We start from the raw sequence: 22,640 nt of genomic DNA on the forward strand, positions 1-22,640 counted from the left end.
TATCAGACACGCCCCGGCGCGCCCATGACGGACGCAGCGAGCCGGGCTAGGCCGCGTAGCGGCGCAGGTGATTGTCCCAGGAAACCTGGCCGCCCGCCTCCAGCACGGCCCGTGCGCCGCCAGCCGGCGCGCCGTGCACCAGTGCGCCCAGCCCGCTGGAAATCAGGAAGCCGCCCGCCTCCAGCGGCGCCACCCCGCAGCCATCGGCCAGCGCCGTCACGCCCAGGCAGCGCCCCGTGGCGCTGTCCCAGTACGCCACCTGCCCGCCCACCGGGCTGGAAGTCGCGATGACGCGGCCGCCGTCGCCCGCCGATACCGAGCCGATGTAATTGCGCAAGCCGCGCAGCGTCTCGGCCGGCCCGCCGTACAGCTCGATGGCGCGGCCGCGCCGGTGCCGCCCCACCAGGGCCGGCCGCTCCGATTGCGGACCCATGTGCTGGCAGCCGAACCAGACCGCGCCGTCGGCGGCCACCGCCAGATGGCGGATCGACAGCCGGTGCAGCGCCGGATCCAGCTCCACCTTTTCGAGCAGCCGGCCATCGGCCGCGTCCAGGTAGGCCAACGACGCACGCATGCTGTCCAGGTTCAGCTCCAGCTTGCCGTAGTCGGGGTGGGTCAGGATCCCCCCGTTGGCCACGCACACCGTCTTGCCGTCGGGCAGCAGCAGCGCCTCGTGCGGGCCGATGCCGGCGGTGTCGAATTCGCCCAGGCGCCGGTAGCCCCCGCCGGCCGAGGCGTCGTAGACGCCCAGCACGCCGCGGCCGGCCTCGTAGTCGTTCTCGGTCGCCAGCATGCGCTGGCCATCGGGCAGGAACAGCCCGTGGCCGAAGAAGTGGCGTTGCGGCGCGGCGGCCAGCGCCTGCGGTGGTTGCGCGCCGTCCACGTTGAACGCCACCGCGAAGAACCCCGGCTGGCGGCCGAACACCACGGCGCGGCGGCGCGGCGCATCCAGCGCGAAGCTGTGCCCGCGCGCCGGCATCGGTACGGCGAGACGGTCGCGGCCATCGGGGCCCAGCACGACCGCCTCGTACCGTTCGCCGCGGCGGCGCGCGGCCAGGTACAGCGGGTCGGCCTGCGCAGCCGCCCACAGGGCGCGCGGCGCGGCGCCGCCTGCCAGCGCCAGCGCCAGGAAGGCGCGGCGGTCAATCTCCATCGAGGGCATTGAATCCGATGGTCACGCCGACGGCGGGCGCCAGGTGCTGGTCCACCACATCCTTGGCGTTCCTGATCACCAGGGCGGCCAGCGCCAGCGCATCGCGCGGCTCGCCGTCCTCGGCCAGCGACTCGGCCGGCCCTTCGGCCCGCGCGGCGGCCCCGGCCGCCTGGTCCAGTTCGCTCCTGATCGTGGCGTCGATCCAGCCGGCATCGCCCAGCGGATACCCGCCGGCCTCGTAGAACGCGCGCATGCTGCGCAATCCGGCCGCCAGCGTGGCGGCGGTCTGGCCGCTGCGCCAGAACGCCGCGCGCCTGGGCCGCGCCGCCGCCGCGCTATCGCCCAGCACCGGCAGTAGCTTGACGTCGCGCGCGAACTGCAGGCCGGTCGACAAGGCCTTGATGGCCTCGGCCGCCACTTCCTGCGGGCTGCGATACAAATCATTGGCCGGCGCCGGGTGGGTGAACTGGCGGCCGAACTCGCCCTGCGCGCTCCACGCCTGCGCCAGCTCGCCGGCCAGCCCGGCCGCGTTGCGCGCCATCGCCTGCGCCAAGTCACAGCCATAGGCAAAGCCGGGCGCCTCGGGCTGCTGCAGCAGGCCGGCCTCGCCGTACAGCACGAACTCCAATGCCGGCAGGCCCTGCAAGGCCACGCTGCGGCCGGCCAGCGCGCCGGGCGCCAGCAGCGCCGGATCGGCCGCGGCCAGCGCCGCCTGCACCTGGCGCGCCATCACGTTGCGGGTATCGGGCCAGAACGCCAGCCGCTCGTAGCGGTTGCCCTGCACCAGCGGCCCGAAACGCAGGAACTCCACGCCGGCCCAGGCGCGCGCCACGTGCGCGAACCTCGTGCGGACCTGCTCGGCGCCGGCCGCGTCGGGCCGCGCGCACCATTTTCCCAGGCCCTCGCCCAGGGACTGCGTCGCCTGAGCCAGCCGGCCGAAAGCCGGCCGCGCATAGCCATCGGCCAGGCGCATGCCCAGGTCGGCCGGCAAGGCCGCCTGCGCGCCGCCAGCGGCGGCCGCCAGCGCCAACGCGGCACCGGCCCGGCGCCAGCGATTCGCGATCCATCCATGCAGCATGGCCAAACACTCCAAACGTAGCGCCGCGTTCATAGCGACTCCAGAAAGCGGATCAGGTCCGCGCGCTCGCCGGGCGACATCGCCACCACCCGATCGCGCGCCGCCTGCGCCTCGCCGCCGTGCCACAGCACGGCCTCCAGCAGCGTACGCGCTCGGCCATCGTGCAGCCAGGTCGCCGACGGATTGACCAGGCGGGTCAGGCCTATGCCCCACAGCGGCGGCGTGCGCCATTCGCGCCCGTTGGCCTGTTCCTCGGACACGCCGTCGGCCAGCCCGTCGCCCATGTCGTGCAGCAGCATGTCGGTGTACGGCCAGATCAGCTGAAAGCGGTGCTCGGGCTGCGCCGCGTCGCGCCGCGTCACGTACTTGGGCACGTGGCAGGCCACGCAGTTGGCCTGGTAGAACAGTTTCTTGCCCGCCAGCACGCGCTCGTCGTCGGCGTCGCGCCGCTGCGGCACGGCAAGGTTGGTCGAATAGGTGGTCACGAAATCCATCAAGTGCCCTGGCACCTCGTGCTCGCCCAGATGGGGCTGGGCGCCGTGCGGCATCTTGAAGCACTCGGCCTGCGCCGGCGTGCAATCGCCGAAATGGCTGGGAAACAGCGGCGTGGACAGGCCCATGTCATTGGAGAACGCGGCCGCGCTCTGCTGCTCGACGGTAGGCTGCCCGGCCTTCCAGTTGAAGCGGCCCAGCACCTTCTGGCCGGTGCGCGCGTCGCGCACCCAGTTCGGCTTGCCGCTGACGCCATCGCCATGATCGGCGGCCGCGTTGGCCAGGATGTCGGCCTCGTGGATGGCCTCGAGCAGGCCCAGCCCTATCATGGGCGGCGCCAGGCGCGGCGACAAATGCAGGTCCGGGCGCAGCGGCCCGTAACCCGGATCCTCGATCCGGTAGGCGGGTTTCATCAGGGTGGCGGTCTCGCCGCCATTGAGCGCCACGCTCACCGGCTCGTATTCGATCTCCAGGCGCCCTTCGGCCGGAAGGCCCGCCACCGCGAAATTCTGCAACTGCGACCCGTAGGTGGGATCGGGCAGGAACGGCACCTTGCCCTCGGCCAGCAGGCGCCGCTCGGCCTCGTTGGACGGTTCCACCGCAAGCCGCAGCAACAGCGCCACGGCGTCGCTGCGCTCGAGCGGATCGGGATCGAAGCCCGGCACCGTGCCGCGCCCGTCCTTCACATGGCAAGCCTGACAGGAGCGCGCATTGAACAGCGGCCCCAGGCCGTCGGAGGCCTGCGTCGACGCCGGCGCCGACACCCACAGCTTGCGAAACAGGCCGTTGCCGACCTGGAAGCGCTGGCGGCCTTCGAACGTCATGTTGGCCGAAGGGTGCGAAAAAATGTCGGCGTTGAGCAGTTTCTTGACCGTCGCCGCGCCGGCCTGCATGGTCTCGAACGGCTCGGCCGCCGAAAAATCGGCGGTGGGCGCGGTGATGGCCTGCACCCGCGCGAGGTCCTCGGCCGACAGATCGGTGCGGCCCGGCGGGGCGGCGCCGGCGCCATGCGCCAGCGCCGCCAGTACGACGACGAACGCGGATTTCACTTGAATACGGCGTCCGGTTTGTCCAGGCTGTCCGAGCCTTCGAGCTCGATGTCGCCCAAGTCCAGCGCCGCGATCACCCGCTCCAGGCTGCGGGTCTGGTCGACCAGGCGGTCGATGGCGGCCTGCACCACCGCATTGCCCTCTTTATTGCCCTGGGCGATCATCTGATCGTAGGTTTCCACTGTTTCGGCACGCTGCTTCATCGCTTCCATGGCCTTGACCGTGGCATCCAGCTTGGCCCTCACCTCGGCATCCAGCTTGGCATCCTTGGCCTTGACCAGGTCCGACAGGCTGGCCCCGGAAACCGTCTTGCCATCGGCGCGGGCATAGTTGCCCAGGTAGACGTTACGGATGCCGATCTGGTTGTAGTAGTGCGAATTGTGCGTGTTGTCCGAGAAGCAATCGTGCTCCTCCTCGGGATCATGCAGCATCAGCCCCAGCTTCATGCGCTCGCCCGCCAGCTCGCCATACGACAGGCTGCCCAGCCCCGTCAGCATGGCGATCAGGCCAGCCTTGGGGTCCTCCTCGACCACCTTGCGCGCGGCGCCGCCGGCCTTCCAGTTATCGACCATTTCCTGCAGGTCGTCCACCAGCAGGTCGGTCACCGCCTTCAGGTACTGCACCCGGCGCTCGCAATTGCCGCCGGTGCACTGCGTGGGATCGAAATCGGTATGGGGACGATCGCCGGCATGGCGCTCCTGCGGCGTGCCGGTGCGATCCTTGGGCGCCGGACCCGTGCCGTTGAGGTCCTGGCCCCACAGCAGGAATTCGATGGCGTGATAGCCGGTGGCCACGTTGGCCTCGTTGCCATCGGCCTCGTGCAGCACCTCGGACAGCAGCTGCGGCGTGATCTTGCTGGCGTCGATGGTCTTGCCGCCCACCGAGATCCTGGCATTGGCGATCACGTTGACCGTATAGAACGCGTTGGCGTCGCTCTCGGTGCCGTAGGCGGCATCGACATAGTCGATCAGGCCTTCGTCCAGCGGCCAGGCGTTGACGCGCCCTTCCCAGTCGTCGACCACCGGGTTGCCGAAGCGAAACGCTTCGGTCTGCTGGTACGGCACGCGGGCGGCCAGCCATGCCTGGCGCGCCGCCTGCAGCGTCCGGGCGCTGGGCGCAGCGATCAGCGCATCGACGGCGGTGCGCAGCGCCTGCGCCGAAACCAGCGCATCCTGGTAGCCCGCCAGCGCGATATCCGAATAGGTCTGCACGACCGCCTTGGGCTGGGCGGCCGCCATGGCCAAGGGCGTCGCAACGCCAAGCGCCAACGCCAGCACGGTCTTCCGCAACAATTCACGCATCCACATTCTCCCTTATCAGCCGGCCGCCCCGCTGGCCGGCCGCATGGTTCCATTTGCGGATGCAAGTGTAAACAATTTTCGTTTGAGATTCAGAAAAACGTCAGTTTCCGGTCAATCGGACGCGCCAACGGCGCGCGGATGCAGCCAGCCGCGCAGCACGCGGGTAATCAGCGGAATGCACAGGAACGACAGCACGGGCGTCATGCACAGGGTCGTCGCCAGCACGCGCCAGAACAGCGGCAATGCGCTCAGCTGCGCGTCGAGCGCCGTACTGAACAGCAGCAGCATGGGGAAATACGCCAGCCAGATGCTGACCGCCTGCTTCCAGCGCGGCGGCGCGCTGGCCGAGACGCCGAACCAGCTGTCCATGCCGGTGACGCGGCGCGCGTGGCTGGCGCGCACCAGCGCCGCGCCGCGCTCCAGCCACATGCGGCGCGGCAGCGACTGCTCCCAGCGGACCAGGCTGGCCTCGCTGTCAAAGCGCAGCACGATCTGGTATTGATCGCCGCCTTCGGGCGGCTGCAGCACGCCCGAGCCCAGGAACCCCGGAAACCCGGCTGCCAGGATTTCTCCCTGGCGCATCCATGCCAGGAAATCCCCGTAGCGGTCGGGCGAGATATGGCGCGTCACCAGCATCGTGACGGGAAGGGAAACAGGCGCGGCGGACATCATGGAACTCCTGGCTGCGGCGGCCCGGCCCAACGCCGCGGCCGCCCTCCTCGTTCTTCTTGCAAACGGCGTGCCAGCCCTCGCTCCAGCGGGCTGCTCCGGCATCCCGGCGGATGGCCGCCCCGATGCACCGCCTGGCCCCCCATCCTGGTGAAAACCCTCTCCCCGGCCCCATCGTGGTGCAGCGCGCGGACGCGCCCGGCCTGCCGTTGAGCGGTCACATGGACAGGTCTACACTGGCGGTTCCTCACCCCCTGGAGTCCGCGTGCCATGAGTACCTACAAAATCGCTGTTTTCGTCGGCAGCCTGCGTGCTGCATCGTTCAACCTGCGCCTGGCGCGCGCGCTGGAGAAACTGGCCCCCGCCAACTTCGAGTTCGAGCATGTCAGCCTGGGCGACGTCCCGCTCTACAACCAGGACCATGAAAACGACATGGCGGCGCCGGCGGCCAAGCTGAAGCAGCAGATCGCCGATGCCCACGGCATCCTGTTCGTCACGCCCGAGCACAACCGCTCCATTCCCGCCGCCCTCAAGAACGCCATCGACTGGGGCTCGCGTCCCTGGGGCCACAACAGCTGGATCGGCAAGACCGCCGGCATCGTCGGCACCTCGCCCAGCGCCGCCGGCACCGCCATGGCGCAGCAGCACCTGCGCAATATCCTGGCGGCCGAAGGCGTGAACGTGCTCACCACGCCGGAAGTGTTCCTGCAATTCAAGGAAGGACTGATCGACGAACAGTTCAACATCACCAACGAGGACACACGCAAGTTCCTGCAGGGATGGCTCGATCGCTATGTGGCCTGGGTCACCCGGCTGGCGGGCTGAGGCCGCGCGCGGCGGGTTACCCACACACCCGCCGCTTATCCCCGTCCAATGTGGAAAACACTGAGGACAGCCTTGGGGCAGGCTGAAAATCGCCAATCGAATCATCGGCTTGCAAGCGGTGATCAAAAATGGCCCAGCCCGCCCCGCACCCCGTCGTAGTTGTCCCCGCCAACTGTGGATAAGCATGAGGACAGCTTGCGGGCAGCTTCGAAAATCCCTTGCCGATCAAGGCCTTGCCCATGCGGGGCAAGAAACGCGCAGGCATGCCGCGTCTTGCGGCCATCCGGCGGCGCCGCAAGGCGCCGCCGGGCACGGTCCGGCGTTATCCCCGGCAAATGTGGACAAACCTCTTGACAGTGTTCTGACAAGAGGAAAAAAGCCTTCCCCGCCATTGGGTTAGGCCGCGTGTGCAACAACTGCGCAGCGCGCGCCGCGCATGGCGGCGTCAGCCGTCGGCTTCGAGGCGCATGCCGATCTTCAGGCTCACCTGCCAGTGCGCGACCTTGCCATCCTTGATATGGCCGCGCGTCTCGGTCACTTCGAACCAATCCAGGTGCCGCAGCGTATCGGAAGCACGCGCGATGGCCTGGGCGATCGCATCATCGGACGACACGGTGGACGACCCCACCAACTCAATCTGCTTGTAGACGTGGCTCGACATGGCGTTGCTCCTTGTACGGTTGCGGGCCGCCGACCGGACGCGCCTCGTGCGCGCACTGCGCCGCCGGCTGATTCATTTGAGCACAGGGAAGAAACGGCGCACAGCACCGGATGTTGCGCAATGCGTCATCGCGCGACACCATGGCGGCCGGTCGCCTTCGCATGGCGGAGAGCACCGACGGCCCGATACAATCCTGCCTATGTCTTCCACACCAAAGCAAACCACCGGCGACGCCCTGGCCGGTCATACTCCCATGATGCAGCAGTACCTGCGCCTGAAAGCCGAGGCCGGGCCGCTGCTGTTGTTCTACCGCATGGGCGACTTCTACGAGATGTTCTATGAAGACGCCGAGCGCGCCGCGCGCCTGCTCAACCTCACGCTGACCAAGCGCGGCAACTCCAACGGCACGCCGATCCCGATGGCGGGCATCCCCGTGCACGCCATGGAGCAATACCTGGCGCGCCTGGTCGCGCTGGGCGAATCGGTCGCCATCTGCGAACAGATCGGCGATCCCGCCGCGGCCAAGGGCCCGGTCGAGCGCCGTATCGTGCGCATCGTCACGCCCGGCACCCTCACCGACGAAGCCTTGCTGCCGGCCAAGGCCGACCGCGCGCTGGCGGCGGTCTGCGTCATGGGCAAGCGCGAACCGCGCGCCGGCGTGGCCTGGCTCAACCTGGCCAGCGGCGCCTTCCACGTCACCGAGTGCGCGCCCGCCCAGCTCGAGTCCGAGCTGCACCGCATCGCGCCGGCCGAACTGATCCAGGCCGAAAGCGCCGAGCTGCACCTGGCCTTCGAAGGCGCGCGCACGCGCGTTCCCGATTGGCATTTCGAGGCCGACGGCGCGCGCGCCCATTTGCTGGCGCACTTCAAGACCGACAGCCTGGGCGGCTTCGACGTCGAGGACATGCCGGCCGCGGTGTGCGCGGCCGGCGCCCTGCTGCGCTATGCCGCGCGCACCCAGTCGCAGGCGCTGGCGCACGTGCAGACCATCGCGGCCGAACGGCCCGGGCAGTATGTGCTGCTCGATCCGGTCACACGCCGCAACCTCGAACTGACCCAGACCCTGAGCGGCGAGGAATCGCCCACGCTGTTCTCCCTGCTCGATGGCTGCCGCACGCCCATGGGCAGCCGGCTGCTGCGGCGCTGGCTGCACCACCCCTTGCGCGAGAACGAGCCGGCGCTGGCCCGCCAGCACGCCATCGCCACCATGCTGACCGCCCGCCAGGAAGGCGAACAGGCGTTTGCCGCGGCGGGCCTGCTCGAGACGCTGCGCGACGCGCTCAACGCCTTTCCCGACATCGAGCGCATCGCCGCCCGCGTGGCGCTGCGCTCGGTGCGCCCGCGCGAGCTGGCCAGCCTGCGCGACGCCCTGGCCGCCCTGCCGGCCCTGCATGCCAGCCTGGCGCCCCTGGCCGGCTCGCCGCGCGCCCGCGAGCTGGCCACGCAACTGGCCATGCCGCCGGACATCGGCGAACTGCTGGCGCGCGCGGTCGCCAGCGAGCCGGCCGTGGCCATCCGCGACGGCGGCGTCATCGCCGCCGGCTTCGACAGCGAACTGGACGAACTGCGCGCGCTGGCCACCGACGGCGGCGACTTCCTCGTGCAACTGGAAGCGCGCGAACGCGAGCGCACCGGCATCGGCAACCTGCGCGTCGAGTTCAACCGCGTGCACGGTTTCTACATCGAAGTCACCAAGGGCCAGACCGACAAGGTGCCCGAGGATTACCGGCGCCGCCAGACCCTCAAGAACGCCGAGCGCTACATCACGCCCGAGCTCAAGACCTGGGAAGACCGCGTGCTGTCGGCGCAGGACCGTTCGCTGGCCCGCGAAAAATGGCTGTACGAGCAATTGCTCGACGCGCTGGCGCAGTATGTGCGTCCCCTGTCGCATTGCGCGGGCGCGCTGGCCGAACTGGACACGCTGGCCGCGCTGGCCGAACACGCCCGGCGCCACGACTGGGTCGCTCCCGAACTGATCGACGGCGCCGAGATCGATATCGAGGCCGGCCGCCACCCCGTGGTCGAACGCGCCATCGAACGCTTCACGCCCAACGGCTGTCGCCTGGACCAGACCCGCCGCATGCTGCTGATCACCGGACCCAACATGGGCGGTAAATCGACCTATATGCGCCAGGTGGCCCTGATCGCCCTGCTGGCGCGCACCGGCAGCTTCGTGCCGGCCACCCGCGCGCGCGTCGGCCGGCTCGACCGCATCTTCACCCGCATCGGCGCGGCCGACGACCTGGCCGGCGGCCGCTCCACCTTCATGATGGAAATGACCGAAGCGGCCGCCATCCTGGCGGCCAGCACGCCGGCCAGCCTGGTGCTGATGGACGAAATCGGCCGCGGCACGTCCACCTACGACGGCCTGGCGCTGGCCTGGGCCATCGCGTACCGGCTGCTGACGCACAACCGCGCGCTCACGCTGTTCGCCACCCACTACTTCGAATTGACCCGCCTGCCCGCCGAACAACCCACCGCGGCCAACGTGCACCTGGCCGCGGCCGAGTCGGCCGGCGGCATCGTGTTCCTGCACGAAGTGCGCGAAGGCCCCGCCAGCCGCAGCTACGGGATCCAGGTCGCCCAGCGGGCCGGCGTGCCCGCCGCGGTCATCCGCCAGGCCTCGCGCGAACTCGAACGCCTCGAAGCCCAGGGCGCGCCCACCCCGCAGCTGGGCCTGTTCGCCGCGGCGCTCGATGCGGATGCGCAAAGCCAGGCCATGACCGAGCAGGCCGAGGATGCCGCCGCGCTGGCGCAGTTGCGCGACCAACTCGCGGCCATCGACCCCGACAGCCTGACCCCGCGCGAAGCCCTCGACGCGCTCTACCGCCTCAAACAGCACCTGACATGAATCCAGCCACCGCGCTCGCCCTGCTGGGCGGGCTTGCCCCCGCAGACTTCATGCGCCGCTACTGGCAGCGCAAACCCCTGCTGATCCGCCAGGCCATCCCCGGCCTGAAGCCGCCAGTCAGCATTGCCGCCCTGCGCCAGATGGCGCGCCGCGACGATGTCGAGTCACGCCTGATCTGGCGCGAACAAGGCCAATGGAACATGGAAAACGGCCCGTTCGCCCGCCTGCCCAAGGCGGGCGAACCGGACTGGACCCTGCTGGTGCAGAGCGTGGACCTGCATCACGACGCCGTCAGCGCCTTGCTGCAGCAGTTCCGCTTCATCCCGGACGCGCGCCTGGACGACATCATGATCAGCGTGGCCGGCGATGGCGGCGGCGTGGGGCCGCACTTCGACAGCTATGACGTCTTCCTGCTGCAGGCCAGCGGACGCCGTCGCTGGCGCTACGGCCGGCAGAAAGACCTGTCGCTGCAACCGGACCTGCCGCTGAAGATCCTCAGCCATTTCGAGCCCGAGGAAGAGCACGTGCTCGAACCGGGCGACATGCTCTATCTGCCGCCGCAGGCCGCGCACGACGGCGTGGCCGAAGGCGGCGACTGCATGACGATCTCGATCGGGTTTCGCGCGCCCTCGCAGGCCATGCTGGCGCGCGGCCTGCTCGAAGCGGCGGCCGACCAGGTGATGGCGCGCGTCGGCCTGCTGGGCGGCCCGTATGGCGAGCCGCCCCTGCCGGGCGCGCGCCTGGACGGGCTGTACCGCGACCCGGGCCAGCCCGCTGTCGCGCATCCCGCGGCCGTGCCGGACGGCCTGATCGACGCCACGCTGGCGACGCTGGACCGTCTGCGCTTCGATGAAGCGCTGGCGGCGCGCTTCCTCGGCTGCTGGCTGACCGAGCCCAGCCAGCTCAGCGTGTTCGACGCCGGCGGCGATCAAATCGACCTGGAAGACAGCTGGCCCGCGAGCGGCGTGCTGGCGCTGGACCGGCGCAGCCGCATGCTTTACCGCGGCCGCCAGTTGTTCATCAATGGCGAGGCTGCCAGCGTCGCGGCCGAACCCGCGCTGCGCCACCTGGCGGATGCCCGGGCGCTGGCCTGCGACGATCCGCGTTGCGCCAGGCTCAGCGACGAAGCGCGCAGCTGCCTGGCCGACTGGCTGGACGCCGGCTGGCTGCGCTACCAGCCCTGAGCGCGGGCGCGAGTGTTGCGGCGGCGCGCCAGTCAGGGCGCCTCCCGGTACGATCCGGACACCTAAATGCGTCCATCCGATACATAACGCTCCGAACTCTGTAGACGCGGAAACAACTTGACAGATCACACACACGCTCGCAAGGGTTGTTTCATTTGTGATGCGACCGCTTTAATTTCCAAACGCCAGCCGTTGAATGATTCCTGTAGCCTGACTACTGGTTTCCCCTAATGGGGCCACGAAATCGTCATCAACAGGAGTGTCGACCATGATGAGCAAAACCTTGATTCTGGCTTCGGTGATGGCAGTCGCCCTCACGGCCTGCAACAAGAACGAAGACGCGGCCGCCCCCGCTGGCGACGGCGCCCCGGCCACGACGGCCCCGGCTCCTTCGGCCCCCGCTCCCGCGCCCGCGCCGGCTCCCTCGCCCGCCGAACCGGCGCCCGGCAGCTCGGGTGGCGCCACGACGCCGTCGTCCTGATTCCCGGCGCCGCCGGCCAGCCCCTGTGCCGGCCGGCTCGTCGCCAGGATGCCTGCTTGCTCGCGGGCAGGCATGCGCATGGCCCCCGGAGACGGGGGCCATTTTCATTGCAGGAAGACCTCGGTAATCTGACCAGATTACCGGCAAATTCCCACACGATCATCAGCCCCCCCCCCCCCCCAGGACCTAATATTCTGATGCCAACGCCGAGCAGATCGCGGCGTCCTCAAGTATCGGAATCATCATGTCCAAGTTTTCCTCCCCGGCCTTGCGCGCCGCGCTTTTCCTTGTTGCCTCGCCCGTGCTGCCAGCGCTGGCCAACGACGGCACCATCGTCATCACCGGCAGCATCTCCGACCAGACCTGCGTCATCGAAGAACCCAGCGCGCCCAATCACATCAAAGTCGTGCAACTGCCCAAGATCTCCAAGACCGCACTCAAGAACGACGGCGACACCGCCGGCGCCACGCCCTTCGACATCAGGCTGAAGGAATGCCCCCAGGCGCTGGGCGCGCTCAAGCTGTATTTCGAACCCGGCATCACCACCAACTATGACACCGGCAACCTGATCGCCTACAAGCAGGCCTACAACCCCGCCGGCAACGGCAACCTGAGCACGGTATCGTCCGCCACCAAGGCCAAGGGCGTGGAGTTCCGCCTGGCCAACCTCAACGGCCAGCACATCCGCATGGGCACGGATGAAACCACGCAAGCCGCGCAAACCTTTACCGGCACCGAGGTCACCAATGGCGGCAATACCACCAAGAGCTACACCCTGCGCTATCTCGCCTCGTACGTGAAGAAACCCAACGAAGATGTCGACGCGGCGCAGATCACCAGCTACGTCGGCTTTTCCGTCGTCTACCCCTGAGCCGGCGCGCCAGGCCAAAAAAAACCGGCAAGCCGCAAGGCTTGCCGGTTTCTTGTGTCGCCACGCGGCGCCAGGAGACGGACGGTCTCAGACCATCTTGTCCTTCAGCACGCTCAGCATGCGCTGGGCGGTTGCGCTGCTGTCGCGCTGCCCGTTGGCATCGAGCACCGTGACCTGCGTCTGCGTGCCGGAGCCCGTCAGGCGGATGCGGTACTGCGGCGCCTGGGCCTTCTTGTCGCTGGAGAACAGGCGGCTGAAGAAACCCGGCTGGTCGTTCTGCGCGCCAGTGTCGGTATCGACATAGCGCACGAAGTACTCGCCGGCGCTGCGGTCGCGATCATCCACCGCGAAGCCGCCCGAATCCAGGGCCACGCCCACGCGCCGCCAGGCGCGATCGAACGACTCGTCGACGACCAGCATGGCGCCTTCGGCGCGCACGCTCTGCACCTTGGGCGCCTGCGGCGACGTCTCGGCCTGCGCCACCAGCTTGCGCGCCGCGTCGACATCGGTGCCCAGGTAGACCATCAGGCGCGCCAGCATGGCGGCGTTCAGGCCCGGGTCTTCCTTGCCATGGGTCCATTGCACCTGGCCGCCGTCCGAACCCACGCGCTTTTCCAGCATCTGGTTGTGCGTGATGTAGATCTCGGTATGCCCGTTGACGCGCTCGACCCGGGTGCGGAATTTCTCGCGCTCGCCGCTATCCCATGCCGTCTCCAGCACGGACCCCAGCACCTGGCGCAGCCAGCTTTCCGGAATCTTGGCGCGGTTCTCGGCCCAGTCGGTCTCGATGATGCCGGCCTGCGGATTGTTGGTCGAGACCGTGAAACCCGTGTCGGTCCAGAAATCGACCACCTTGGGAAACAGCTGCTCGGGCGGACGGTCGACCACCAGCCAGCGCAGGTCGCCGTCGCGCTCGACACGCATGTCCGAGCGCTCCGGCAGCACATTGGTATTCTGGCCGGCGCTGGCCTGCTGCTGCAGGCCTTGCTGCTGGAACTGCGAGTAGGTCGCGGTTCCGGAGGCAGGCGCCTTGTAGCGCGGATCGTTGTTGGCCTGGGTCAGGTCGGGTGGAATGCTGAGCGGGTCGCCGCGCCGCGTGCTCTTGTAATCCACCGACTCTTCATTGCCCAGCAACTGGTTGACATCGCTGCAGCCCGCCAGCAACGCCAGGGCCATCAATGCCGACGCTCCGGCATGACGTTTGTTCATACGCATCCTCACGATATTTAGAGCAGACCCACTTCCTGCAGGGCGGTACGTACCAGCGAGTGGTACTGCTCGCTCAGCTCGACCATCGGCAGACGATAACCGAGAGCCATGCGGCCCATCTGGGCCAGGGCCCATTTGACAGGGATAGGGTTGGCCTCGATGAACAAGGCCTTGTTGAGACGGGCCAACCGTGCATTGAGTTCACGCGTGCGCGGCACGTCGCCGCCGCGGGCCGCTGTACAGAGTTCATGCATCAGGCGCGGCGCCACGTTGGCCGTCACCGAGATATTGCCGCGCGCGCCCAGCAGGATCAGGGCCGCGGCGGTCGGATCGTCGCCGCTGAACACCTGGAAGCCGGCGGGCGCCTCGCGCAGCAGCAAGGCGCCCCGGGCGATATCGCCAGTGGCTTCCTTGATGCCGATGATGCCCGGCACTTCGGCCAGACGCAGCACCGTGTCGTTGGACATGTCGGCCACCGTACGGCCGGGCACGTTGTACAGCACCGTCGGCAGGTCGACCGCCTCGGCCACCGCGCGGAAATGGCGGTAGATGCCTTCCTGGTTGGGCTTGTTGTAGTACGGCACGACCGACAGGCCGGCCTGCGCGCCGACCGCCTTGGCGTGGCGGGCCAGATGGATGGCTTCGTCGGTGGAGTTGGCGCCCACGCCGGCGATGACCGGAATGCGGCCGGCGGCATGCTCGACCGCCACGCGGATGAGCTCGGCGTGTTCTTCCATCGACACGGAAGGAGATTCTCCGGTGGTGCCGACCACCACCAGGCCATCGGTGCCTTCGGCCACGTGCCAGTCGATCAAGGACCGGTATGCGTCGTAGTCGAGGCCGCCGTCGGGCTGCATCGGGGTGACCAGGGCCACCAAACTGCCTTGGAACTGCACGGTTGCGGCAGATGCTGAGGATGCCATGTTTATCGGGCTCCGCGGCCCGGCGCTGTCTGGCCGGACCTCAATCAATCAAACCAACGAGTTTACCGGATATTGGCCGGAATCTTATAAAAACCAGCTGACGATTTCGGCCCCCAAACCTAATACGGGACGCATCAGCACCCATAGCGCATCCGTCACCAGCAACAGCAGCACGATCACCAGCCCGTAAGGCTCGATCCGCGCGTACTGGAACGCCAGGCGGTGCGGCAGCAGGCTGAACACCACCCGCCCGCCGTCCAGCGGCAGGATGGGCAGCAGGTTCAGCGCCATCAGCACCAGATTGACATTGACGCCCGCGCGGGCCATCTCGAACCAATAGCCCTCCTGCACGCCCGCCTCGAAATACAGGCGGATCGCCAGCGCCCACAGGATGGCCATCAGCAGGTTGGCGGCAGGGCCCGCCAGCGCCACCCACAGCATGTCCTTCTTGGGACGGCGCAGCCGGCCGAAATCGACCGGCACCGGCTTGGCCCAGCCGAACAGCAGGCCGGCGCCGCCCATCAGCTTGGAGGCGAGCAGGATCGCAGCGGGAACCAGCAGCGTGCCGACCGGATCGATGTGGCGCATGGGATTGAGGCTGATGCGGCCGGCCTGGTAGGCAGTCGGGTCGCCGAACATGCGCGCCACGTAGCCGTGCGCGGCCTCGTGCAGCGTGATCGCGAAGATCACGGGAATCGCGTAGATCGCGATGAGCTGGATGATTTCATTCATAGCGACGCATTGTAGTGCGCGCAACGCCCGGCCGGACGGCGGCCGTTCCGGACGTCAATCCAGCCCGAGCGCCGCCGGATCGCCGCCGCCGCGCCGCAGCACCGCCGGCTCGGCGCCGGTCAGGTCGACCACCGTCGTGGGCGTCTGCGGGCAGGCTCCGGCATCGATCACCGCCGCCAGCTCATGCTGATAGCGCTCCTGGATGATCTCGGGGTCGTTGAGCGCGTCTTCCTCATCCCTGGGAATCAGGGTGGTCGACAGCAGCGGCGCGCCCACCTGCTCCAGCAGCGCCAGCGCCACCGCATGCGCCGGCACCCGGATGCCGATGGTCTTGCGCGACGGATGCGAAACGCGGCGCGGGACTTCGCGAGTGGCTTCCAGGATGAACGTCCACGGCCCTGGCGTGGCCGCCTTGAGCAGGCGGTACTGCTTGTTGTCGACCCGCGCGAACTGGCCGATCTCGGCCAGGTCGCGGCACAGCAGGGTAAGGTGGTGGCGTTCGTCCAGGCCGCGCAGGCGCCGCAGCGCATCGGCGGCCGCCTTGTCGTCCAGCGGCGCCACCACGGCGTAGCTGGAGTCGGTCGGCACGGCCACCAGCCCGCCGTCGGACAACCATTGCGCAGCCTGTTTGATCAAGCGTGGCTGCGGATTCTCGGGATGTAGTGTCAGAAGCAGGGCCATGGGTTTATCCTAACACTCTTGATCGAGTATGCGCGCACGTGCGCGCGGCAGGAGACACCCCATGCGCATGGACGACTCGCGCGAAAGCCAGAACATCGAAGACCGGCGCGCCGCGGGCCCCCGGCTGGGCGGCAAGGGCCGCATCGGCCTCGGCACCATCGTGCTTGCGCTGGTCGCCATGTATTTCGGCATCGATCCTTCCGTGGTGCTGCAGATGGCCGAAGGCCCCGCCACCTACGAACAGGCGCCCGCCGGCGCGCCGCCGGCCAACGACCCGCAGGCGCGCTTCGTGGCCAAGGTCCTGGGCGAAACCGAAGACACCTGGGGCGCCATCTTCACGCAAAGCCTCAACCGCAATTACGTGCCGCCCAGGCTGGTGCTGTTTCGCGGCGCCACGCCCACGGCCTGCGGCACCGGCCAGGCCGCCATGGGCCCGTTCTACTGTCCCGGCGACAGCAAGGTGTACATCGACCTCGGCTTCTTCGACGAAATGGAGCGCCGCCTGAACGCCCCGGGCGACTTCGCCCAGGCCTACGTCATCGCCCATGAGGTGGGCCACCACGTGCAGCACCTGCTGGGCGTGGCCGAGCAGGTCGACCGCCTGCGCCAGCGCAATCCGGCCCAGGCCAACGCCCTGTCGGTGCGCATGGAGCTGCAGGCCGACTGCTTTGCCGGCCTGTGGGCGCGGCGCGCCGACCAGGCGCGCAACATCCTCGAGGCGGGCGACATCGAGGAAGGCCTGAACGCCGCCAGCGCCATCGGGGACGACACGCTGCAGAAGAAGAGCCAGGGTTATGTCGTGCCCGACGCCTTCACGCACGGCTCGTCGGCCCAGCGCGTGCGCTGGTTCAAGCGCGGCCTGGAAAGCGGCGACCTGCGCCAGTGCGACACCTTCGGCGCCGCGCAGCTCTAGCGCGCGGACCGCTCGATGGCTGTATGCCCATACAGCCATTCGATCTTTCCTGCCTCTGTCTTGTAAGATTACGCCCCCTCGCAACCGCATATGCCGTTGCTTGCGCGCGCCATGCATGGGCGCCGCCGCATTTTCGGATTCAATAGAGTGCCCATGGCCAACAAAGTCGAACCCTTGATCACCCCGGACGAGGTGCAGGAAATTCTCGCGGAGCCCAAGGAGACCATCAAGCCCATCAGCTGGGCCCACAAGCCGGCCGCCAGCAACTCGCAATGGCAGGAATTCAGCTGTGCGTGCCGGGTCAAGGGAGAGGTGCGCGAGGACATCCTCTTTCGCATCACCTACCGCGGTGCGCGCACCGCCGTGTTCGGCCAGGCCACCATCTTCCTGCCCGAAGCCTTCGGGGCCAGCCTGTTCGTCGGCCCGCACCGCGTGTTCGGCGTGGACACCGACGACTCGTTCCACACCAGCATGGTGGGCGAGAACCTGCCGCAGTTCCGCAAGGCGCTGGCCGATCGCAGCCACCAGCACATCTGGGTGGAAGCCGGCGAAGGCTACGCGGAACCGGTCGTGCCCGCCCTGGAGAGCATCGGCGCGCTGGTCGATTACTTCCTGCCGCGCGCAAACCTGACGCTGACCGGCGGCTTCGCTCATCCGCTGAAGGGCCGCCAAATCGAACTGATCCTATGAGCAACTTCCTGGAAGCGTCGGGCTGGAGCATCCAGCCCGCGGGCGAACACGCGATTCGCGCCATCTCTCCCATGACACTGGGCCTGGATGGCCAGCACGCCGCGTTTTTCATCGCCCATCCCGACGCCCACACCTTCCATCTCACCGACGCCTGCGAAACCGCCTTGCACGCGGCCACCTTCGGCATCGAACTGGTGGCCAAGCGGCTGGAGATCCTGAACCAGACCCCCGGCGTCAGCCTGGCCCGCTTCGACAAGGCCGGCGCCATCGTGGCGCACGGCCCCAACGAGCAGTTGCAGGACGCGTTGTGGGATGCCGTCAAGCTGGCCATGGCGCTGTCGTTCCAGTGCGCGAAATGGATGCCCAAGTTCAGCCGGCTGCGCTTTCGCGCCCAGGTCGGCCGCACCCTGGCCGAGGCCGTCGGCGCGAACCGCATGGTCAAGGGCGCCAAGGCGCAGGGAAGCAGCGGACACACCGCCGACTTCGCCTTCGCGGTGCGCGGAGCGACCTCGACTTCGATGACCTACATCGAACCCATCGCGCTGAAGGCCGGCCGCAAGGTCGATTGGACGCAGGTCTACCAGACCCACGGCAAGATGTCGGATGTGAAAATGGCCGATGCGCGCAACGCCCGCCTGGTCATCCTGGAAGACGGCGCCTCGGCCGAGGAATTCAAGAAAGCGGTCGCCATCCTGGAACAATCGGCGGCCGTGCGCACGCTGGCCAAGACCCGCGACTGGCAGGAAGTCTTCGCGACCTGAAGCATGCCGCCGATGCGCACTGGCCGCACGGATGCGGCCATGACGGCGCGGCGGGGATGGTCTCGGGAAGCCTCAGGCCGGCAGGCCGATCAGCGCGTCGACGATTTCGCGGCCGTGGCTGATTGCCTGGTGCACTGCTTCGCGCGGACTGTACACGAAACCGCCGTCGGCAAAATACGGTACGGGGTACTCGTCACCCGTATCCTGGATGGAATCGGCCTGAACCACCGAAACGGTTGCCTGGAATAAGGGGCCGCTCGGCGCGGCTTCGTTAACCTCGACAGTGTGTCTGGCTACTTTGGCGGTCAAGCGGTATCCCTTGTAGATCAAATTGTTCTGATACACGCGGATGCCCTCTCTTCATTGAGCATACCCCGCATCCGCGTGCAGTGGTCTTTATATTTTGTAACTATGGCAGAGAAAAGATACACATCTCCGTCGAACCACCCGTAATTTCCCTGAGAGCCATCAGCTTCCGCCCATACCCATGCGGGGTGCATACTGGTCCCGGCGCGACGGGAAAACCATGCAGATCCCGGCCGTTGCCTGGCAAAAGCCGGCCTGCAGGCAGCGTTTGACGCGCCGGCCCAGGCAAGCCAGTGCCACGTCGTCGATGGGCAAAACGGCCTCTGCGTGCGCAAAAGGATCGCGCTGCACCGCGGACCGAACACGCTCGACCGCTCGCTTAGAATGCCATCCTGAATCCGGCGGTGGCGGTGACGACATAGCTACCGGCGAAGTCCGCATCGGCATCCACCTGGCCGTAGATGGCGTAGCGTTCTCCCCAGCCGTAATCGGCCCCCACCCCTACGCTGCCCCAGGTACGCGCCATCCGGCTGGCCACCGGCACGCCGGCAACGCGCGTCCGTGTTCCATCCAGGAATTCATGCTTCGCATTGAGGACGCCGAAGACGCTCAACTCCCGATTCATGCCGGCCGCCTGCCAGCTTCGTTGGTAGTCCAGCGCAATGCCCAGGCGGCCCTGCAAGCCGTCGCCCTTGTCGTCTTCGACGCGTGCGCCGAATTTGTCGCGGAAGCTGTCAAAGCGGGTCGATACGTACGTCAATTGCGCCTGCGGGATCAGGGCCAGCCCTTCGCTCAGCGCAAAGGCCTTGCCTCCTTCAATGCCCAGCCCATAGCTGCGCGCTTTGCGGCCATCCTTGAGCTTGCCGGCCAATCGTGAATGCAGGTCGCTGTCGAACCAGGTCGCCTGGGCCTGTGCATCGACATAGACACCGTTCCTGCCGTACCACGTCAGCGTCGGGGTCAGGCCATAGGCGGTGGTATCGATCGTGCCGTTGCCATACATCGACGCGACACGCGTGTCGGCCTTGCCGTAGTGCAGGGCCAGGCCTCCAACCAGGCGCGCACCCTCCTGCTCGCCGGCCAGCACGCGATCGACGCCGAACTGCGCCTTCCAACTGTCGATATCCTGGTGCTGGCCGGTGGTGGACACGGAAGGATCGAGGCGGCCCGTGGCGCCCTCCACCCGGCTCCATACGCCGTTGCGGCCGGTATCGGCCGGATCATAGAGCCGATTGCCGACCCGCTGGCGCAAGGTGGAAAGCCGGCTCAATTGAAGCAGCGTGTTGGCGTAGGCTTCATATACCGGCACGCCGGGTTGATAAAGCACGGGCTGTCCCGCGGCCGGCGAACCGCCGCCGCCCTGGGGCGTGCCGGGGTCGGCCAGCGACGATCGCAAATACCAGCTGCCGTCGCCGGAGTCCTGCTGCAGGACGTAGCCATAGGCACCGGCCACCAGCGCCGGACGGCCATTGATGACGTAATCGCCATTGGCCAGGTTGAACCGGCCCGCCGACACGCCGTCCACCTGCACGACCCGTATGCCCTGTTGGGTCGCCGCGCCGGCGCCGCCCATATTCGTCACCGTGACCGGCGTCACGCCCGAACTGGCGCCCGTGATCACCAGCTTGTCGGTGGGAGAGTCATCGGCGCCCAGCTGCGTGCGGATCTCCAGGTTGCCGCCCTGGCCCGCATAGTCGCCGGCGACGGTCAGCGTGCCGAAGCCGCTGCGCGGGCCCGGCGCGATGGTGCCGTGGTTGGCCGTCGCACCGACGCGTCCCGTGCCGGTCAGCCGCGCTCCCGCAAGCACATTCACCGGCCCGCCCAGCGTACCGTCAACCTGCAGCGTACCTGCCTGGACTTCGGTGTCTCCCGTGAACGCGGCGCTGTCGCCCGACAGGGTCAGCGTGCCCGCGCCCAGCTTGTTGAAGCTGGACGTACCCGAGAAGGCGGTGACAACGCCCACGTCATGGGCATTCGTATCGAACCAGGCGCCGCCGCTTCCCACCGCCTGCGTGGAGAAACCATTGAGGAAATTGGCCTCGTCACGATTGGCGCGCAGGACCCCGCCATCCAGGTTGAAGGTCGCGTTACCGGCGCCCTTGATGACCGAGCCCGTTTCCAGCACGCCTCGGCCGCTGGCATCGCCGGTCAGGTTCAGCGTTCCGGAGGATGTGCCGGTGATGGCTATCCAGGCGTCGCTGGCGACGCCCACCATCCCGCCTTTGGCGACAGTCAGCACCCCGGCGCCGCCCGAGCCGATTTCGATACGGTCGGTCGACGTGAGCGTCGAGATGTCGGCCGTCGCGCTCGACACCGTTACCGTGCCGGCGCTCCCTGCGCTCGTCCCGATGTAGATCGATGCCGCGGCGCCCGGCGGGCTCGACCCTGCCGTCGCAACGGCCGCGCCGTCCCGGATATCCAGTTCACCAGTCCCGCCGAGACCGACATAGATATTGTTCAGCGGGTTCCATACCGTTGCCGGGCCCAATACCGTGACGTGCCCGTCGCTGCCGGGGTTCCAACCGATGACGCCCTGCCCGCTATACACTGCGCCCCCCTGGTCGATCCACAGCGTCCCGCTGCCGCCCGAGCCGATCTGGAACGAATTGACCGTAGCGATATTCCACACCGACCCGGGCCCGGACACGGTCACGCTTCCGACGCTGCCTGAAGCGACGCCGATGGTGCCCCATCCGCTTTGCGCCATGGCCCCATCGAGCACCTCGAGCGTGCCCCTGCTGCCCGACCCAACGCCGATCGACACATCTTCGACAGTCGTCCAGGTCGACGCGGCCCCGGCGCCGTCGCGGCCCGACACCGTCAGGGTGCCCACAGCGCCATTGTCACTGCCGATATAGGCCCAGTCGTTGAGCACGGTGCCGCCGGCCTCGATGAGCAAGGTCCCGGCGCCCGTATCCGCGACGATCAGTTCCCTGCCCACCACCCAGTGCGGTGACTGGATCGGCCCGCTCGACACCTGGCCGGAACCAGAAACCGATTGGGCGTTCGCGGGATAAGCACAGTTTGCGGCGTATAAGAGGAAGGTCGCCCGGTATAACCACCCTGCACGATGACAACTCCTGCCGACCATGACCAGCCCCCCCCCAAGTAGACGCGAAATATATACGCTCAATACGGCATCGTGCACGAATTCTTAACAGGCATCACGTGCAGGAGGTGGACGCGGGTTGCCCCGCGCCGGCGTCGCCCGGCGAAGCCGACGTCCAACCGATATATCATGCCAGGATGACCAGCATCAGAGCTTCCCGCCCCGCAGACGGCGCGCGCACCGTTGAAATCTGGCGAGCCGCGGTGGACGCCACCCATGATTTCCTGACGCCGCAAGACCGCCTGGCGATCGACGAGATGGTATGTGGCTTCCTGCCCCAGGCTCCGCTTTGGCTTGCCGTCGATGACAACGACTATCCGATGGCCTTCATGCTCATCGAAGACGGCCACATGCAGGCGCTGTTCGTCGACCCTGCCGCCCGTGGCAGGGGAATCGGCGCCGCCCTGGTGCGCCACGGCGCCATGTTGTATCCCAGGATGACGACCGACGTCAACGAACAAAATGCCCAGGCAATCGGTTTCTATGAAAAGCTGGGCTTCCAACGCACAGGACGCTCACCGCTCGACGATCAGGGCAGGCCCTATCCGCTGATCCACCTCGAGCTCTCGCAGGCCAGGCCACTTTTGGCGGGATCGTTCACCTAGGTCCCGCCTCTGCGAGGGCCGGGCAGTTTTGCGCAACCCAATCAGGATCAGGGCGGCAGCCGGCGTTCTGCGCGAACGCCTTGCCACCGAATCGGG

At 67.9% G+C, this 22,640-nt stretch carries 21 protein-coding genes; 9 read left to right on the forward strand and 12 right to left on the reverse strand.

All coding sequences use genetic code 11. The features are described 5' to 3' along the window. Nucleotides 1–46 precede the first annotated feature (46 nt). The 5 genes from CAL11_RS15825 to CAL11_RS15845 all read right to left on the reverse strand — a co-directional run bounded on the left by CAL11_RS15825 (nucleotide 47) and on the right by CAL11_RS15845 (nucleotide 5,745). Nucleotides 47–1,153 carry a DUF1513 domain-containing protein gene (locus CAL11_RS15825; protein ID WP_167382519.1) on the reverse strand — a complete coding sequence of 369 codons (1,107 nt, stop codon included), beginning with the start codon at nucleotides 1,151–1,153 and terminating at the stop codon, nucleotides 47–49. After that, nucleotides 1,143–2,231, reverse strand: coding sequence for an imelysin family protein (locus tag CAL11_RS15830; protein ID WP_086094600.1), 1,089 nt, complete (start codon nucleotides 2,229–2,231; stop codon nucleotides 1,143–1,145). The genes CAL11_RS15825 and CAL11_RS15830 overlap by 11 nt, the downstream gene beginning before the upstream one ends. A gap of 29 nt (nucleotides 2,232–2,260) precedes the next feature. Further along, nucleotides 2,261–3,772: a di-heme oxidoredictase family protein gene (locus CAL11_RS15835; RefSeq protein WP_086093444.1), complete on the reverse strand. Its 1,512-nt coding sequence runs from the start codon at nucleotides 3,770–3,772 to the stop codon at nucleotides 2,261–2,263. Then, nucleotides 3,769–5,073: an imelysin family protein gene (locus CAL11_RS15840; RefSeq protein ID WP_086093445.1), complete on the reverse strand. Its 1,305-nt coding sequence runs from the start codon at nucleotides 5,071–5,073 to the stop codon at nucleotides 3,769–3,771. Before CAL11_RS15840 ends, CAL11_RS15835 begins: the two co-directional genes overlap by 4 nt. 111 nt (nucleotides 5,074–5,184) lie before the next feature. After that, nucleotides 5,185–5,745, reverse strand: a complete 561-nt coding sequence (locus CAL11_RS15845) for an antibiotic biosynthesis monooxygenase (RefSeq protein WP_086093446.1) — start codon at nucleotides 5,743–5,745, stop codon at nucleotides 5,185–5,187. Between the two features lie 267 nt (nucleotides 5,746–6,012). Between CAL11_RS15845 and CAL11_RS15850 the strand changes: the two genes are divergently transcribed. Continuing rightward, on the forward strand, nucleotides 6,013–6,567 hold the full coding sequence (locus CAL11_RS15850) for an NADPH-dependent FMN reductase (RefSeq protein WP_003809968.1): 555 nt from the start codon (nucleotides 6,013–6,015) through the stop codon (nucleotides 6,565–6,567). A 445-nt stretch (nucleotides 6,568–7,012) separates the two neighbouring features. Here the strand turns inward: CAL11_RS15850 and CAL11_RS15855 are convergent, their stop codons facing one another. After that, nucleotides 7,013–7,228, reverse strand: a complete 216-nt coding sequence (locus CAL11_RS15855) for a dodecin (protein WP_033463305.1) — start codon at nucleotides 7,226–7,228, stop codon at nucleotides 7,013–7,015. 199 nt (nucleotides 7,229–7,427) lie between these two features. Between CAL11_RS15855 and mutS the strand changes: the two genes are divergently transcribed. The 4 genes from mutS (at nucleotide 7,428) to CAL11_RS15875 (ending at nucleotide 12,615) form a co-directional block, all read left to right on the forward strand. Beyond that, a complete protein-coding gene (gene mutS / locus CAL11_RS15860) occupies nucleotides 7,428–10,079 on the forward strand; it encodes a DNA mismatch repair protein MutS (protein ID WP_432206076.1) in 2,652 nt (883 codons plus the stop codon). Then, entirely contained in the window at nucleotides 10,076–11,263 is a 1,188-nt protein-coding gene (locus CAL11_RS15865) for a cupin domain-containing protein (RefSeq protein ID WP_086093448.1), read from the forward strand. The genes mutS and CAL11_RS15865 overlap by 4 nt, the downstream gene beginning before the upstream one ends. Before the next feature lie 268 nt (nucleotides 11,264–11,531). Beyond that, nucleotides 11,532–11,744, forward strand: coding sequence for a hypothetical protein (locus CAL11_RS15870; RefSeq protein WP_049806325.1), 213 nt, complete (start codon nucleotides 11,532–11,534; stop codon nucleotides 11,742–11,744). A gap of 244 nt (nucleotides 11,745–11,988) precedes the next feature. Continuing rightward, nucleotides 11,989–12,615: a fimbrial protein gene (locus tag CAL11_RS15875; protein WP_086093449.1), complete on the forward strand. Its 627-nt coding sequence runs from the start codon at nucleotides 11,989–11,991 to the stop codon at nucleotides 12,613–12,615. Between the two features lie 87 nt (nucleotides 12,616–12,702). On the opposite strand, the gene bamC is transcribed toward CAL11_RS15875, so the two are convergent. From bamC to CAL11_RS15895, 4 genes are all read right to left on the reverse strand, one after another. Continuing rightward, the gene (gene bamC, locus CAL11_RS15880; RefSeq protein WP_080699817.1) at nucleotides 12,703–13,830 is read right to left on the reverse strand and encodes an outer membrane protein assembly factor BamC; all 1,128 of its coding nucleotides are present in this window, start codon (nucleotides 13,828–13,830) and stop codon (nucleotides 12,703–12,705) included. A gap of 11 nt (nucleotides 13,831–13,841) precedes the next feature. After that, nucleotides 13,842–14,747 (reverse strand): 4-hydroxy-tetrahydrodipicolinate synthase, encoded by a 906-nt coding sequence (gene dapA, locus CAL11_RS15885; RefSeq protein WP_086093450.1) that lies wholly within the window; start codon nucleotides 14,745–14,747, stop codon nucleotides 13,842–13,844. A gap of 84 nt (nucleotides 14,748–14,831) precedes the next feature. Next, entirely contained in the window at nucleotides 14,832–15,479 is a 648-nt protein-coding gene (locus CAL11_RS15890; protein ID WP_033464102.1) for a site-2 protease family protein, read from the reverse strand. Between the two features lie 54 nt (nucleotides 15,480–15,533). Then, a complete protein-coding gene (locus CAL11_RS15895) occupies nucleotides 15,534–16,160 on the reverse strand; it encodes an L-threonylcarbamoyladenylate synthase (protein WP_086093451.1) in 627 nt (208 codons plus the stop codon). Between the two features lie 61 nt (nucleotides 16,161–16,221). Here CAL11_RS15895 and ypfJ point away from each other — a divergent pair, with 61 nt between their 5' ends. The 3 genes from ypfJ to CAL11_RS15910 all read left to right on the forward strand — a co-directional run bounded on the left by ypfJ (nucleotide 16,222) and on the right by CAL11_RS15910 (nucleotide 18,524). Then, on the forward strand, nucleotides 16,222–17,073 hold the full coding sequence (ypfJ, locus tag CAL11_RS15900; RefSeq protein WP_033464105.1) for a KPN_02809 family neutral zinc metallopeptidase: 852 nt from the start codon (nucleotides 16,222–16,224) through the stop codon (nucleotides 17,071–17,073). Between the two features lie 90 nt (nucleotides 17,074–17,163). Then, nucleotides 17,164–17,763, forward strand: coding sequence for a hypothetical protein (locus CAL11_RS15905; RefSeq protein WP_080699819.1), 600 nt, complete (start codon nucleotides 17,164–17,166; stop codon nucleotides 17,761–17,763). Continuing rightward, a complete protein-coding gene (locus CAL11_RS15910; RefSeq protein ID WP_068925587.1) occupies nucleotides 17,760–18,524 on the forward strand; it encodes a DUF1828 domain-containing protein in 765 nt (254 codons plus the stop codon). Before CAL11_RS15905 ends, CAL11_RS15910 begins: the two co-directional genes overlap by 4 nt. A gap of 72 nt (nucleotides 18,525–18,596) precedes the next feature. On the opposite strand, the gene CAL11_RS15915 is transcribed toward CAL11_RS15910, so the two are convergent. Both CAL11_RS15915 and CAL11_RS15920 read right to left on the reverse strand, forming a co-directional pair. Next, nucleotides 18,597–18,869 carry a hypothetical protein gene (locus tag CAL11_RS15915; protein ID WP_003809939.1) on the reverse strand — a complete coding sequence of 91 codons (273 nt, stop codon included), beginning with the start codon at nucleotides 18,867–18,869 and terminating at the stop codon, nucleotides 18,597–18,599. Between the two features lie 340 nt (nucleotides 18,870–19,209). Further along, a complete protein-coding gene (locus CAL11_RS15920; protein WP_086093452.1) occupies nucleotides 19,210–21,921 on the reverse strand; it encodes an autotransporter outer membrane beta-barrel domain-containing protein in 2,712 nt (903 codons plus the stop codon). A gap of 155 nt (nucleotides 21,922–22,076) precedes the next feature. Here CAL11_RS15920 and CAL11_RS15925 point away from each other — a divergent pair, with 155 nt between their 5' ends. Next, nucleotides 22,077–22,544: an acetyltransferase gene (locus CAL11_RS15925; protein ID WP_086094601.1), complete on the forward strand. Its 468-nt coding sequence runs from the start codon at nucleotides 22,077–22,079 to the stop codon at nucleotides 22,542–22,544. Nucleotides 22,545–22,640 lie beyond the last annotated feature (96 nt).

It is taken from the genome of Bordetella genomosp. 6 (assembly GCF_002119705.1).
In the GTDB taxonomy this organism is placed as follows: domain Bacteria; phylum Pseudomonadota; class Gammaproteobacteria; order Burkholderiales; family Burkholderiaceae_B; genus Bordetella; species Bordetella bronchiseptica_F.